Genomic DNA, 13,234 nt, shown 5'->3' on the forward strand with positions numbered 1-13,234 from the left:
TGCTTGAAAAATGGCCTCTCAATTCCAACGCCAAGCCAGCAAACAACAACTGGCTTGACCGGGAGTTATTCAGGCATCGACCAGGATTGCAATGTGTAGCCTTCCTGGCTCAGTTCGGCGCGGGCCTGTTTCAACAGGTCAGCCAGTTTGATCGGGTCGGTATAGGCGCTGCTTGGAATCTGGGTGCGGCCAATACGTGCATTGGTGCGGTCGATGACGGTCAGGCTGAGTTCACCGTTACCGTCTTGTGGAGCCCAGGCCACGCATTGGAAAGGACGGAATGCGCGGTCGGCAATCAAAAGAGCTTCGTTGATACGGAGCGGGGCGTTCATGGCGTTTTCTCTTAAGTTTGCCCAAACAAATGATGTGCCGTCGGTTGGGCGTACCGTGCGGCTGGTTACTTGTACTGATGTCCTGAACCGGCAGGCGGGTCACACATTATTTAAATAAATTTCGATTTTCTTTCAGACCAGGCTTTTTGGGTTTTGTTTGAAAGCACCTTGAAAGAAACAAGCCTGCAATAACTAAGGAAACGCTTGCTTATAACCAGTTTGACGCGATCTCAATAATCAATTGATACATGGACGCGTCAACTTCTTGCTACTGTTACATGCAGGTTTGCCAAACACCTGTTTCTAATCATATTTCCTTATTTTGGCGCCAAGGATCAGTCATGATCGAAGCCGGTACGTCACGTCGTCTGCTCGTGGTTGATCCCTGCGATGATTGCCATCGCCTGTTGCCGGGTCTGCGCACCATTGGCTGGGATGTGGACAGTTGTGCCCTTGAACACGCCAGCGATCGGACGTGTGACGTCGGCCTTTTGCGATTGCAGCCTTTTCATCTGGAGCGCCCGGAAGCGGTCAAGGAGTTGATCAGCCGTAGCGGCACCGAATGGATCGCTGTGCTCAACCAGGAAGTGTTGCGCCTGCAAAATGTCGGTGATTTTGTCTGCGAATGGTTTTTCGACTTCCATACCTTGCCCTTCGACGTGTCCAGGGTCCAAGTGACACTGGGCCGGGCGTTTGGCATGGCGCGCCTGCGGGGACAGGGATCGATCCACATTGATCAGCCCGAACATCAATTGCTGGGCGACAGCAAGCCGATTCGCGAACTGCGCAAATTGTTGAGCAAGCTGGCGCCCGCCGAGTCACCAGTATTGATTCGAGGTGAGAGCGGTACCGGCAAGGAGCTGGTGGCGCGCACCCTGCATTGTCAATCTCACCGTCGTAATAACCCGTTCATCGCCATTAACTGCGGTGCCATCCCGGAGCACCTGATCCAGTCCGAGTTGTTCGGGCATGAGAAGGGCGCGTTCACCGGGGCTCACCAACGCAAGATCGGGCGGATCGAGGCGGCCCACGGTGGCACCTTGTTTCTAGATGAAATCGGCGACCTGCCGTTGGAGCTACAGGCCAATCTGCTGCGTTTCCTGCAGGAAAAACACGTTGAGCGGGTCGGTGGCAGCCAGCCGGTTGCGGTCGATGTGCGGGTCTTGGCGGCCACCCATGTGGACCTTGAGGCGGCCATTGAGCAAAAGCGTTTTCGCGAGGATCTGTATTACCGCTTGAACGTGTTGCAAGTAGCGATGGCACCGCTGCGCGAGCGTCATGGTGACCTGGCGATGTTGGCCAGCCACTTCTCCCATTTCTATAGCCGGGAAACCGGTCGCCGTCCCCGCAGCTTCAGCGAAGATGCGCTGGTGGCGATGGGCATGCATGACTGGCCGGGTAATGTGCGGGAACTGGCCAACCGTGTCCGCCGCGGTTTGGTGTTGGCCGAAGGGCGACAAATCGAAGCCCCTGACCTCGGGCTGGCCAGTCACCCGGGCGTCGCGGCACCGATGGGCACCCTGGAGGAGTACAAGACCCGCGCCGAGCGCCAGGCCCTGAGCGATGTGCTCAACCGTCACAGCGACAACCTGAGCGTGGCTGCCAGGGTGCTGGGCGTGTCCCGACCGACTTTCTATCGGTTGTTGCACAAGCATCAGATTCGCTAGAACTGCCTGCAACAATTCAATGTGGGAGCGGGCTTGCTCACGAAAGCGGTGTGTCAATGATATTGATTAACCTGACACTCCGCCTTCGTGAGCAAGCCCGCTCCCACAGTGGTTGGCAGTGCCCTTGGAGTATGTGCTCATCACATATCCCTGAGGGCATCAGAAGTAATACGGGAACTTCAGGCTAAAGGTGAAATCTGGCGCATCGTCGGTCAGTCCGATGGACAGGTTAGGCACGATGGTCAGGTTGTCGGTCGCGGCGACGGTCATGCCGATGTTGAAGTAGCCGGCGTTGGCGTCGCTGGAGGTCACCGACTCCCAGTCGCCGCCGTCCTGTTTGAGCTTGCTTTTCTTTTGGATCAGGTCAGAAACCGAGAACGACATGCTCATCTTCTCGTTCAAGGCAAAGGCGACGCCCGCGCCGAGCTGGAAGCTGTCACCGATGCGCACCTTGCCCGGGACCTTCTGGTTGACCGTGGAACTGATGTCGTCGAACGATTCTTCGAAGTTATGGGTGTAGGAGAGGGTGCCGAACAGCACCGCCGGGTCGAAGGTCTTGACCAGCGAAAGCCCTGGCGTGATTGACCATACGCCGTTGCCGGTGGGCAGGTCGTCAGGTACGAACAGGTTGGTGTTGGCCTGGGATTGGCGCAGCTTGATACCGAACGGGTCTTTGCCGGTGGGGGCCTTGACTCGTAGGGTAACCACCGCGTCCGGGGAGTTGATCGACTCATCCATGAACTTGTAGGCGATGCCGAAGTTGACGTCACCGATAGTCGGGTCGCGGGTTACGGTTTCTTCGCTGGTGACACCGGCTGCGCCGTTGTTCGCGCCGCCTGACTGATAGGTGGATTCGCGGTAGATCACGGGGACGTTGAGATCGAACTGCCAGCGGTTATCGAAGTTATAGCGACTGGTGAGGTCCAGCGTCCACGTGTCGGCCTTGATCCGGTCGAGGTTGATGTTGCCCAGGAAAATCGAGTCCAGGGCCAGGAAACCGTTGAGGATCAGTTGTCGCGTGTCGTAGCGCGAATAGGTCACGCCGGTCTCGAAGCTGAATTTGCCGCCGCCGAAGAAGCCGCTGGCTTCGTCATAGAGGTTGGAAACGCTCTGGGCCGGCTGGGAATCATCGCTCAGGGATTGCCCGTAACCGCTGCCGCCAGCCGTTGCCGCACCGCCGCCGGCCACGGTCTGGTTGCCTTTCATGTCTGCTGGAGACTTGGCCAGGCGCTTGGGCGCTGGAGCGGCGGGTTGATCCTCCACCTGGCGAACCCGCTGTTCAAGCACTGCCAGGGCCCTCTGCTGGACCTCATATCGTTGCTTGAGCTCAAGAAGTTCCTGTTTCAGGGCCTCGATGTCCGGATCCGGGGCCGCGTGCAGCACGGCCGCTGGTAACAACGTGCTTAAACACATCACAGCGCGTAACGATACGGATCGATACATGAAATATTCCGTCCCTATTTGCCCGATGGTCGGAAATCAGCGTAGTTCAATAACCGAGGTTACGCAGGCCACGCAGTTGGGTCAGGTTGCAGTCTAATGCCCCGGCACTGGGACCGTTATTGTTCAGCACCACGTTGAGTTGCGTCATGTTGTTGACCAGGTTGCTGTTGCCCAGCAGGCGGGTGTTTTGCAGCAAGCCGCCTTGGGCCACTTGTTGCAGGGTGCCGCCCTGGTTGTGGCTGGCCTGGATCGCCATTTGCACGCCGCTGCCAGTAGCGGTAACCGCGACGCTGCCGGCGGCGTTGCTGCCGCTGATGGTCTGGCCCTTGGTCAGCAGCTGGCCCTGGGAGGGCACAAGCGCTGGTGCCTGGTGGCTCTCCCTTACATTGATGTTGACGTTGTTGTAGGCCGTGTTGCCGTCACCGGCAGCACGCACGCTCTGGGTCACGCCCTGGCTCGTGCCAAGGCCTGCGCCACCGGTAATGTTGCCGCTGCCCTGTTCCGGGACGCTGCCGTTGCCGGTTTGCTTGACGGTGGAGACATAAAACTCGGGTTTGACGGTGGCAGCCTGGATCTGCATGGAGCTGGTGGCGCCGATCAAGTCGCCGCTGGCGTTGCGCCAGGTACTGCTCATGACGATGCCAAAACTGATGACTCGGCCGGGCATGACATAACGACCGCGCAGCTCGGCAAGCTCCTGGTCCTTGACTTCGATGGGTTTGAAGCCCGCATGGGCGTATCCCGAGGCGGTCGCGAGCAGGCAGGCCAGCGACAGCCAGTGTGAGGTTTTCATGTGCTGCTCCCGGAGCGTCCTGCTCCTTTTTGTACTTATTGTTGGCAGTGGGTCGGCGATTAGAAAAAGTCGCTCTGTATGAAGCCGAAATCCATCAGTTCCGCATCCCTGACTGGGTTGAAACCGTCCAGCTTGTTACGGGCTGTCAGGGGTTGAGGAGGGCTGCGCAGTGCATTGGTCTTGTCATAGCCCGGGCCGACGATCGCGAAGACGATGCCGTTCCAGCCTTTGACGAAATCATCATGGGCGTAGCGCTTGTGGCCCAGCACCGGGTCGCCGATGTAGACCCATTGCTTGTCGGCCCGCTGCAACACCACGAAGTGCTTGTAGCCACGTATTTCCATCAGGACCACCACCGGAATCGTCACCGCTTCGAGTTTCTCTGGCGGTATCCGGTAGCCTCGGGCGCGCATGCCGATAGCTTCCACGTAGCGCTTCATGTCCAGCATGGAAAACCCCTGGGTACGAACGAGGTCCTGGTCGGCATTGACCAGCATGCCTTTGATGACGTGCTCTTCATCGACGTCAAGCCAATAGGCCTGGCGCAACACTGTGGCCAGGGCGGCGGCGCCGCAACTGAAATCGGTTTTCTGCTCGACGATGTCGCTGAACTTACGTTCGCGTACGCTTTGTACCTGCTTGTAGACCAGCATGCCGCCAGGCAGGGCGGCGACCGGCATCTGCGCCGCTTCGGCCACGCAGGCCAGGCAGAGCAGCAGGGAAACGGCAGTGACACGCATGATCAATACACCTAGTGGACATCCGGGAAAAAGCCCCTGTGGGAGCGGGTCCATGGGAGCAGGCACTGCTCCTGCAGAGCCACTCCCACAGGGAACTTTTTTACATGCAAGCCCTGCAGCCGGCCGCGATGGACAGCGAGTTGCTCTGCTGGTTGCCCACGCCAGCCGACACGTTGGCGCCGCCGTTACCGGAGAAGCCGTTCATGGAGTTGGTCATGGTGGCGTTGTTGATCACAGGGTTTTTCCAACCGTCGCGGGTCAGCACCTGCTGGGTGTTGCTGCCGGCCAGTTCGAAGGTCCCCACGGCGGAGAACTTGAACTTGTCGTCATCGTGACCGCCGCCGTAGCCGCCACCTTTGTTGCCCCAGCCGCCGTGATCATTGTCTTCGGCGGTACCGGTACCTTTGGCCTTGAACGTGCCGGCGGCGCTGTAGGTTCCGGTGAGGGTGTCGGTCTTGTAAGTCCGCACGCCTTTGTTGTCGACCACAAGGCCGGTGGAGGACTGGTCTGCCGAGGCGGCGGCTTCTGCGACGCGGCCACCCGATACGGCAATGGCCAGGTTGTTTTTCTGCTGGTTGAAGTTGCCGGCGGTCACGTTGATGCCGATGTTGCCGGAGCCACTGTTGCCCGCATTGGTGAGCGAGGCGTTGTTTTGCGTCGAGTTGTTCTTGACGTAGTTGTTGTTATTGACTTGCGTGGCGCTGGAAACAGCGACAGCCGAACCGAAGATGAAGTTTTCGTCGGCGGTGGCCAGCGCTGCGGCGTTGTCTTGCTGGTTACCATCACCGGCCGCGATGTTGGCGCCCATATTGCCGTTGCTGCCGTTGAGCGAGTCAGTGGCCTCAGCGGTGTTGCGGGTGGCCTGGTTGGTCACGACGTTGCCGTCGCTGTTCTGCACATCCAGCACGGCTGCGCCAGCCCCGGCGGTGATCGAGAGCAGTTGCTCGAACGACGGACCTCTTGGGCCTTGATTGCCGTGACCGTTACCGTGGCCGTTGCCACGCCCGTTCCCATCGGCCTGTGCAGCCATTGTCATGACAGCGGCGAGAGCGAAAACCAATGGTTTGAGTGCCATTGTAGGTTTCATGGTGTTTCTCCTTGCGTGTCGTTGGTTAAGTGTTGGTACTTTCTTATGTAGCCTCCGGGTCAATCAACAACCCGGATGCTCAGGGTGTTAGCCATACGGTTCCCCACCCCGGCGCTCTGGTTCACCTGGATTACCCCTCGGCTGCCGGTGAAGGCCTGGTCGCTGGTAACGACCTGGCGACTGCCGGTTGGGGCGCCAGTTGCTCCTGAGTTCGGTAGCAACGCCACGTTCTGTTGAGACAGGGCGCTGTCATCAATGCTCTGCGGATGAGCACTGATGCCCACCCGCATGACATTGGCCATCTGGTTGTTGGCCCCGGCGGACTGGTTGACGCCCAGCACACCGTTGCCGTTGGTGAAGGAGTGACCGCCGATGCGGGCGGTGGCGGTCATGGAAGGGTCGGCCGGCGTGTCGACGCGTTGCTGCACGCGGGTGCTGGCCTGGGCGTGGCTGCCAATGGCGATGGCCCGGGCGTTGGTTTGCTGGGTTTGGTCACCGGCGGCCTGGTTGACGTTGAAGTTGCCGGTGTAATGGCTGCCCGAATCCTGCAGGTTGGCGCTACTGACCACTGCCACGGACGAATCGGCGAGTGCCACGCAAGGGCTTAACAGGGCGAGGAGAAAGAGGACTCGCTTCATCTCACTGGCCTCCCGTCAGCCGACCTAGCGGGGCCAGGCCTGAACTCAGCGAACGGTTGATGGTGCCGGAGATCGCGCCGCCGCTCCCCCCCCCGTGACCGGCACTCATGCCCGGCATGCCGTTGGGATTGGTCACGACGTTCAGGCCCTGCACGCCCGTGTTCGGGTTGATGGTGTTGCGGATCGACGAGCCGCTGGCCACGCTGGCGAACTCGCCATCGCTCAGTTCGGTGCTGGCGGTCGCCTGGTTGATTCGTTCGGAGGGGTTGGCATTGACGGTGGTCGGGTAGGGGTCTTTGCCACCGTTGCGACCAATTGCGATGGGCTGTACGTCACGGCTGAGCACAATGACGCCGTTGCCCTCGGCCTGCGCTGGCAGGCTGAGCGTTGCGCTGGCGGCGCAGCCGATCAACAGCAGACAGGTCATGCCCCTATCGAAAATCCCCATGGCATCGACTCCTTCTTCGGTACGCTGGCCCTAGTCAGCGTTGTGAAGTGGGGCACAGCAGATGTCGTGCCGAGTTTTGATATGCCTTTTAATTCAATGGGTTGTATTTTTTTGATGGCGTGCCAGGAGCGGGGAGTGTTTCAGCACGGAGACAAAGGGCATGGCGACCATCCGGCCACCTACTGTTCCAGGGCTCTGGATCCAGGCTTTTGGTCGGGTGTTTCAGAAGCTTGACAGTCTTGATGGCAATTATGAAAAGCGGCTTGGATCGGGGTTTGGTGCGACCGGGCTGTTTCAGCAATGGAACAGCTCAGCCTTCGGTCAGGCTTCAAACAGGTGGAAAATGGCGGTGAATACCTGTTGTTTGCGTTGTACCCAATCACCCTCAATGATCTGGAAAGGTTGTTGGTGTCGGTTCAGCCAAGCCTCGATCGCTTCAAAAAATGCCAGCCGCTCTCCCAGCTCGGGCTGGCAACGTAAACCGTCGTCGGTCCATTCAACCTGCTCGGGGCTCAGCAGCAGGTGCAGATCATAATGACGGGCCAGCAGGGCCTGCTCGAGCCAATCCGGGCAATCGCCGAACAGGGTCCGGCTCCAGAGGATGTTGCTCAGCAGGTGCGTGTCGAGGATCAACAGCGCCGGACGGCGGGTACGCGCCTCATCTTCCCAAGCCAGTTGGCCAGAGGCGATGTCGGTGATGTCGGCCAGGCAAGTATCGCGCTGGGTCTGCTCCATGAAATGGCGCACGTACTCATCCACCCGCACGCCACCAAAGTGTTCCTGCAATTGCGCCGCCAGCCAACTCTTGCCGCTGGATTCCGGGCCGGTCAGCACCACCACTTTCATGCGCGCAGGGCCGGGTCGACGCGCCATTCCCGCCAGCCTTGCACGGCCAGCAGGGTGAACAGGGCATAGAGCGCGCCAGTCAGGTACAAGCCCTTGTAGATAAACAGGCCGACGAAGATTACGTCCAGGGCAATCCACAGCGGCCAGCATTGCACACGTTTTTGCGCCATCCACCACTGAGCCACGAGGCTGAAACCGGTGAGTGCGGCATCGAGCCAGGGCTGGGCGGCATCGGTCCAGTGGGCCATGGCGGCGCCCAACAGCAGGCTGCCTGCCGCACCGATAGCCAGGCCGAACAGCACTGACGACCCGCCGAGACGGCTGACCTGGCGTCCATCATGATTGTGCCCGGCACGGGTCCATTGCCACCAACCGTAGAGTTGCAGCACCGCGTAGACAACCTGCAGCAGCATGTCCGAGTACAACTTCACCTCGAAAAAAATCCAGCTGTACAGCAACACCATGACCAGGCCGATCGGCCAGCACCAGGGGTTCTGCTTGACGGTCAACCAGACAGCGATCACGCCGAGGGCTGCGGCAAACAGTTCAAGCCCGGACATGGCGGTTCCTTGGGGAAAAAGAAGAGGGCAGCGATTGTAAACGCTATGGTGTGGAGAGCTCCAACACCAATATTGAATGTGCCGCCGCTATCGCGAGCAGGCTCGCTCCCACAAGGGATTTGCGGTGAACACCAATCCAGAGACCAACACAGAACCAATGTGGGAGCGAGCAAGCCCGCTCCCACAGGGTGGTCTACCGATCTTTAGACCCGGAACTGCGTGAGCAACCCGTTCAACTGTTCACTCAGCGCCTTGAGGCGGGTGCTTGCCTGGCTGGATTGCTCGGCGGCCATGGCGGTACTGTGGGACAGTCCGGCTGCCTGGGTGACGTTCTGGTTGATGTCTTCCACCACGTGGGCCTGTTGCAGGGTGGCGCTGGCGATGGAGGCGTTCAGGCTGTTGAGATTGCGCAGGGCCTGGCCGATGGCGTTGAGGCTGGCACCGGCCAGGCCGGCCTGTTCGATGGTCAGTTGTGAGGCACGGCTGCTGTCGCTGATGACTTTCACAGCGGCTTCGGAATGGGTTTGCAGGCGCTCGATCATCGCTTGGATCTCTGCAGTGGACTTCTGTGTACGCTGGGCCAGCAGCCGCACTTCATCGGCGACCACCGCAAAGCCCCGGCCTTGTTCGCCGGCACGGGCAGCTTCAATCGCGGCGTTGAGGGCCAGCAGGTTGGTCTGCTCGGCAATGGAGCGAATCACCTCCAGCACGCTGCCAATCTGGGTGCTTTCACTCGCCAGGGTGCGGATCACTTCCACCGCCTGGTCGATGGTCTGGGACAGGTGGTCGATCTGTTGCAAGCTGCCATCGATGTTGACCTGGCCTTGCTGGGCCTGGGATTCGGCGTCGCGCATCTCACTGGCCGCGTGCTCGGCGTTTTTGGCCACGTCCTGCACACCATAGGTCACTTCATTGATCGCGGTAGCCACCAGCTCCATTTGTTGCGACTGCTGCTGGCTGCGTTCCTGAGCCTGCGCTGCATCGTTGCCCAATTCGCTGGAGGATTGCCCCAGTGCACTGGCCGAAGCTTGCAGTTGGGTCACCACTTGCCGCAACTTGGCGGTAAAGGCGTTGAAATGCCGCGCCAGTTGAGTGACTTCATCCTGGCCGTGGGTGTCGAGGGTGCGGGTCAGGTCGCTCTCGCCGCTGGCGATGTTGGCCATGGCGTTGACCGTTTCCTGGAGTGGGCCGACGATGCTGCGCACGATCAGGGTCAACAGCAAGCCCATGAGCAGGGTGATGACCAGACCGACCACGGAGGCCTTGATCACCTGGGATTGGAACTCGGCCTGGACGTCATCCACGTACACGCCTGAGCCGATGATCCAGCCCCAAGGTTCGAACAGTTGGACGTAGGAAGTCTTGGCCACCGGAGCCTTGGCGTCAGGCTTCGGCCAGAGGTAATTGATCATGCCAGCGCCTTTGGACTTGGCGATGGCAACCATTTCGTTGAACAGCGCATAGCCGTCCGGGTCACGGATGGCCGAGAGGTTCTGGCCTTCAAGCTTCGGGTTGGTCGGGTGCATGACCATGACCGGCGTCAGGTCGTTGATCCAGAAATAGTCACTCTGGTTATAGCGCAGGCCACGTACGGCGCTGAGGGCCTGCTTTTGCGCAGCGTCGCGGGTCAGGGTGCCAGCGGTTTCCAGGCCGTGATAGTAGGTCAGCAGGCCACTGGCGGTCTGTACCACGTGCTGGGTTTTCTGCACCTTGGCCTGGTAGAGGTCGGTGTGGATCTGTTTAAGCATCAACGCGCCGAGCGTGAACAACATCACGATGGACACGACCAGGATGAGCCATAAGCGTCGGCTGATCGACACACTGCGCAAGCTATTCATACGCTGTCACTCCGGTTTTTATTCTTGTCATATCGACGGCCGGCACTGTAGCGCCCGCCAGCTATCCGTAATTGACCTGAGTCACAACGCGGCAGCGTTATCAGGGCTTGTCTGATAGGATTTCGGCCCCGCAGCGCAAAACCTGAGCCGGTTCTCATTTTTCATTGGTTTTTTTTGAAAGGTCGCGGTTATCGTGCAGCCGCCGCGGGGCACCTGCATGACACTTGAATATTGATAAGACCTGCATGAGCTGCGTCTTTTTTGGGGGATGAATGGATTTGTGGACCGCCTTTTCGGCACTGATTCTTGGCGTAGTAGAAGGCTTGACGGAATTTCTACCGGTTTCCAGCACCGGGCACCAGATCATTGTTGCCGACCTGCTTGAGTTCGGTGGCGAACGTGCGATGGCGTTCAACATTATTATCCAGCTCGGCGCGATCCTGGCTGTGGTCTGGGAGTTCCGGCGCAAGATATTCGACGTGGTGCTGGGCCTGCCGACGCAACCCAGCGCCCGCCGTTTTACCGCCAACCTGCTGATCGCCTTCATGCCCGCGGTGGTCTTGGGCGTGCTGTTTGCCGACTTGATCCACCACTACCTGTTCAACCCGATCACGGTGGCCGCAGCGCTGGTGGTGGGCGGCCTGGTGATGCTCTGGGCGGAAAAACGCCAGCACCAGGTGCACGCCGAAACGGTGGACGAGATCTCCTGGAAGGATGCACTGAAGGTCGGCCTGGCCCAATGCATTGCGATGATCCCAGGCACCTCCCGTTCCGGAGCGACCATCATCGGTGGCCTGCTGTTCGGGCTGTCGCGTAAAACCGCTACCGAGTTTTCGTTCTTCCTGGCCATGCCGACCATGGTCGGTGCGGCGGTCTATTCGGGCTACAAATACCGTGAGCTGTTCGTCCCGGCGGATTTCCCGGTGTTCGCCATTGGCTTCGTCACGGCGTTCATTTTTGCCATGATTGCGGTCAAGGGCCTGTTGCGATTCATCGCCAGCCACAGCTACGCCGTGTTCGCCTGGTATCGAATCGCCTTTGGCTTGTTGATCCTGGCAACCTGGCAGTTCGGCTGGGTGGACTGGACCGCTGCCAAGTCATGAACAACTCAGGCAGCCGCAAACGCGCCGGGCGCAATGCCGAAGGCACCGTGCAGTACCTGCGGCTCAAACTGACGGTATTTGCGCTGGTCTGCGCCTTGCCGCTGTTCGGTTCGCTGCTGTTCGGGTTGCGGGCGGTGTCGTGGGTGCCGATGGTGGCCTATGGGGCTGTCAGCGTGGTGGCGTTCCTGCTGTACTGGAACGACAAGCGCAAGGCACGCACCAACGCCTGGCGCACCCCGGAGAACGTGTTGCATGCGGTGGCGCTGGCTGGCGGTTGGCCCGGGGCCTTGCTGGCCCAGCAGCTGTTTCGCCACAAGACCCGCAAAGTATCGTTTCAGGTCGTGTTCTGGTTCATCGTGCTGTTGCACCAGGTGTTCTGGATCGACCAGTTGTTCCTGGGCATTTATCTGTTCTGAATGACTAGAGCAACAAGCCTACCTGCGTGCGCCTGGGCAATTTGCTGACCACCAATTGATGTGAGCGTTGCAGCAGGCCACGCAGCTCTTCGGCACCCAGCGGGTAGGGCACCTGCATGATGACCCACTGGGCCCGCGCCAGATAAGGCGCGGGATGAACGCCCGGCCGGTCGCAATGGCCCAGGAACAGATCCTTGTCGACCTTGAACGCCAGCGAGTCGCCTCGCAGGCCCTGCAGGGCGAACATCTTGTTCCCGGCAATGGAAAACACTCGCACGCCGCCCCATTTGTAGTCCTCCCTGGCGCCGGGCAGGCCCAGGCAAAACTGCGCGACATCCTCTTCGCTCAACCTCATATCGTTCTATCTCCACTGCCCTCGAAGGCTTCCACCAAATGATCGATCCATGCCCGCACCGCTGGCAGCATGCCGCGCCGATGCGGATAGACCGCCTGGAGCCAGCCATCGGGCGACGACCATCCAGGCAGGAGCTCCACCAGTGTGCCGTCCTGCAATTGCTGCTCGCAATACATGCTCGGCAATAAAGTGAAGCCCAGCCCGCCAAGGGTGCACGCGCGGCGCACAATGAAGTCGTCGATGCCCAGGCGGGCTTCCAGGCTCAGTTCCACACGCTGCCCATCGGCGCTGACCAGGCGCAGGTGCACCTGGCGATCGGGCTCCAATGCCCCCAGCACCGGCAGCTGTTTGAGATCGTCCGGGGTTTCGATCTGCCGTCCTTCGACAAAGGTCGGGCTGGCAACGATCATCAGCCGCGCCTGACGCAGGCGCCGGGTCATCAGCAATGGGTCTTCGTCCCCCAGGTCGCGAACGCGCAAGGCCACATCGATGCCTTCGCCGATCAAGTCCACACGCCGGTTGAGCAGGGTCATCTCCAGTTGCACCAAAGGATATTTCACCAGGAAGGTTTCGATTATCGCTGGCAGGAACTGGTGGGCCAGGCCCACCGGACTCGATACTCGCAATCGGCCACGGGGTTCGCTGGACATGCTCGCCACCGCTTCGTCGGCCATCTCGGCCTCCAGCAACATGGCCTGGCAATGGCGCAGATAACGTTCGCCGACCGCGGTCAATTTCAACTGGCGGGTGGTGCGCTGGAGTAACCGGGCGCCGAGGCGTTCTTCCAGCTCGGCGATACGCCGCGACAGTCGTGACTTGGGAATGCCCAGCAAGCGCCCGGCGGCAGCAAAACCGCCGGCTTCGACGACTTTGGCGAAGTAGTACAAGTCATTGAGGTCTTGCATGTTCAACTCGATTGTCCTGTCAGTGGGACAAACTATCGCATTTATGCTGACTTATCGATCATT

15 protein-coding genes are annotated in these 13,234 nt (G+C 59.9%); 3 read left to right on the plus strand and 12 right to left on the minus strand.

What is annotated here, in order from left to right; all coding sequences use genetic code 11:
• Window positions 1–65: 65 nt before the first annotated feature.
• On the minus strand, window positions 66–332 hold the full coding sequence (locus AACY31_RS06780) for a hypothetical protein (protein WP_339479310.1): 267 nt from the start codon (window positions 330–332) through the stop codon (window positions 66–68).
• A gap of 341 nt (window positions 333–673) precedes the next feature.
• On the opposite strand from AACY31_RS06780, the gene AACY31_RS06785 reads away from it, so the two are divergent.
• Window positions 674–1,999: a sigma-54 dependent transcriptional regulator gene (locus AACY31_RS06785; protein WP_339479311.1), complete on the plus strand. Its 1,326-nt coding sequence runs from the start codon at window positions 674–676 to the stop codon at window positions 1,997–1,999.
• Between the two features lie 159 nt (window positions 2,000–2,158).
• Here AACY31_RS06785 and AACY31_RS06790 read toward each other — a convergent pair whose 3' ends face one another.
• From AACY31_RS06790 to AACY31_RS06830, 9 genes are all read right to left on the minus strand, one after another.
• Window positions 2,159–3,442, minus strand: coding sequence for a hypothetical protein (locus AACY31_RS06790; RefSeq protein ID WP_339479312.1), 1,284 nt, complete (start codon window positions 3,440–3,442; stop codon window positions 2,159–2,161).
• A gap of 46 nt (window positions 3,443–3,488) precedes the next feature.
• Window positions 3,489–4,235: a hypothetical protein gene (locus tag AACY31_RS06795; protein WP_339479313.1), complete on the minus strand. Its 747-nt coding sequence runs from the start codon at window positions 4,233–4,235 to the stop codon at window positions 3,489–3,491.
• A gap of 59 nt (window positions 4,236–4,294) precedes the next feature.
• Entirely contained in the window at window positions 4,295–4,975 is a 681-nt protein-coding gene (locus AACY31_RS06800) for a C39 family peptidase (RefSeq protein WP_339479315.1), read from the minus strand.
• A gap of 100 nt (window positions 4,976–5,075) precedes the next feature.
• A complete protein-coding gene (locus tag AACY31_RS06805) occupies window positions 5,076–6,062 on the minus strand; it encodes a heme utilization protein (protein ID WP_339492935.1) in 987 nt (328 codons plus the stop codon).
• A 59-nt stretch (window positions 6,063–6,121) separates the two neighbouring features.
• Entirely contained in the window at window positions 6,122–6,700 is a 579-nt protein-coding gene (locus AACY31_RS06810) for an adhesin (RefSeq protein ID WP_339479318.1), read from the minus strand.
• Window position 6,701: 1 nt separating this feature from the next.
• Window positions 6,702–7,148 carry a hypothetical protein gene (locus AACY31_RS06815; RefSeq protein WP_339479320.1) on the minus strand — a complete coding sequence of 149 codons (447 nt, stop codon included), beginning with the start codon at window positions 7,146–7,148 and terminating at the stop codon, window positions 6,702–6,704.
• 321 nt (window positions 7,149–7,469) lie between these two features.
• The gene (locus AACY31_RS06820) at window positions 7,470–7,994 is read right to left on the minus strand and encodes an AAA family ATPase (RefSeq protein WP_339479451.1); all 525 of its coding nucleotides are present in this window, start codon (window positions 7,992–7,994) and stop codon (window positions 7,470–7,472) included.
• Window positions 7,991–8,554: a nicotinamide riboside transporter PnuC gene (gene pnuC / locus AACY31_RS06825; RefSeq protein WP_339479323.1), complete on the minus strand. Its 564-nt coding sequence runs from the start codon at window positions 8,552–8,554 to the stop codon at window positions 7,991–7,993. Before pnuC ends, AACY31_RS06820 begins: the two co-directional genes overlap by 4 nt.
• 203 nt (window positions 8,555–8,757) lie before the next feature.
• Entirely contained in the window at window positions 8,758–10,392 is a 1,635-nt protein-coding gene (locus AACY31_RS06830; protein ID WP_339479324.1) for a methyl-accepting chemotaxis protein, read from the minus strand.
• Window positions 10,393–10,664: 272 nt separating this feature from the next.
• Between AACY31_RS06830 and AACY31_RS06835 the strand changes: the two genes are divergently transcribed.
• Both AACY31_RS06835 and AACY31_RS06840 read left to right on the plus strand, forming a co-directional pair.
• A complete protein-coding gene (locus AACY31_RS06835; protein ID WP_339479325.1) occupies window positions 10,665–11,495 on the plus strand; it encodes an undecaprenyl-diphosphate phosphatase in 831 nt (276 codons plus the stop codon).
• Entirely contained in the window at window positions 11,492–11,911 is a 420-nt protein-coding gene (locus AACY31_RS06840; RefSeq protein ID WP_339479327.1) for a DUF1294 domain-containing protein, read from the plus strand. Before AACY31_RS06835 ends, AACY31_RS06840 begins: the two co-directional genes overlap by 4 nt.
• Before the next feature lie 4 nt (window positions 11,912–11,915).
• Here AACY31_RS06840 and AACY31_RS06845 read toward each other — a convergent pair whose 3' ends face one another.
• Window positions 11,916–12,266 carry an MmcQ/YjbR family DNA-binding protein gene (locus tag AACY31_RS06845; protein ID WP_339479330.1) on the minus strand — a complete coding sequence of 117 codons (351 nt, stop codon included), beginning with the start codon at window positions 12,264–12,266 and terminating at the stop codon, window positions 11,916–11,918.
• Window positions 12,263–13,171 carry a LysR substrate-binding domain-containing protein gene (locus tag AACY31_RS06850; RefSeq protein ID WP_339479332.1) on the minus strand — a complete coding sequence of 303 codons (909 nt, stop codon included), beginning with the start codon at window positions 13,169–13,171 and terminating at the stop codon, window positions 12,263–12,265. The genes AACY31_RS06845 and AACY31_RS06850 overlap by 4 nt, the downstream gene beginning before the upstream one ends.
• Window positions 13,172–13,234 lie beyond the last annotated feature (63 nt).

The organism is Pseudomonas sp. RL_105y_Pfl2_101, from assembly GCF_963970585.1.
GTDB lineage: Bacteria > Pseudomonadota > Gammaproteobacteria > Pseudomonadales > Pseudomonadaceae > Aquipseudomonas.